General features: G+C 63.8%; 1 protein-coding gene. It reads right to left on the bottom strand.

The window, feature by feature from the left end; all coding sequences use genetic code 11:
* Positions 1 to 547: hypothetical protein (locus ACYVGC_RS24970; RefSeq protein ID WP_460586568.1), on the bottom strand; the 547-nt coding region annotated here is incomplete at its 3' end.
* Positions 548 to 624 lie beyond the last annotated feature (77 nt).

Genomic DNA, 624 nt, shown 5'->3' with positions numbered 1-624 from the left:
GGCCGGCCGGGGCAACGGCCTGCTCCGTGAGTTGGGGCAGCGAATAGAGGCGCTCCCCGCTGGCCGATACCACGTAGTATTCCGCCGTGCGCAAATCGTCGGCGCCGAGCGAGTTCTGGATTTCTAAAGTTCCCCCATAGCGGGGTGTCTCCAGCAGGAGCTGGCCGTTCACCCGCGGCTCCGGCTCCGCTACAAGATTGTTCTGGCTAAGCGTGACTTGCCCGCGAAAGCCGACCGGCAGCAGGAAGACCAGGTGGTTTTGGGGCGGCGGCAGCAAGGAGACAGCCTCTAGCAGCAGCAGCAGCAGCAGGGGGCCCAGCACGGGGGAAAGGGCGAGCAGCTTGGCCCAGGTCGGCTGAGCTCCTTTTACGATGAGCACCACCCCGAGCAGCAGCCCACCGGCCGGCACCGGCAAGAGGAACATAGCGAGCGGAAAAACGAAACTGGCTAGCAGCAGCAGCAGCCCGCCCAGCAGCAGACTGCCGAGCAGCAGGAAAAGCCCCGCCCAAAAACCAAAGCGGCGCAGCGTAGGAAGGCGAAGGGACATGGCAGGCAAGCGTAGAACGTAACCAGATAGGGAGGGTCCTGCTAAAAGTAGGCCAGATAAAATGCGCGACGGCCTGC

It is taken from the genome of Hymenobacter arcticus (assembly GCF_054779975.1).
Note: the sequence above shows the minus strand (reverse complement) of the source record. Positions and strands in the feature narration are given on the sequence as shown.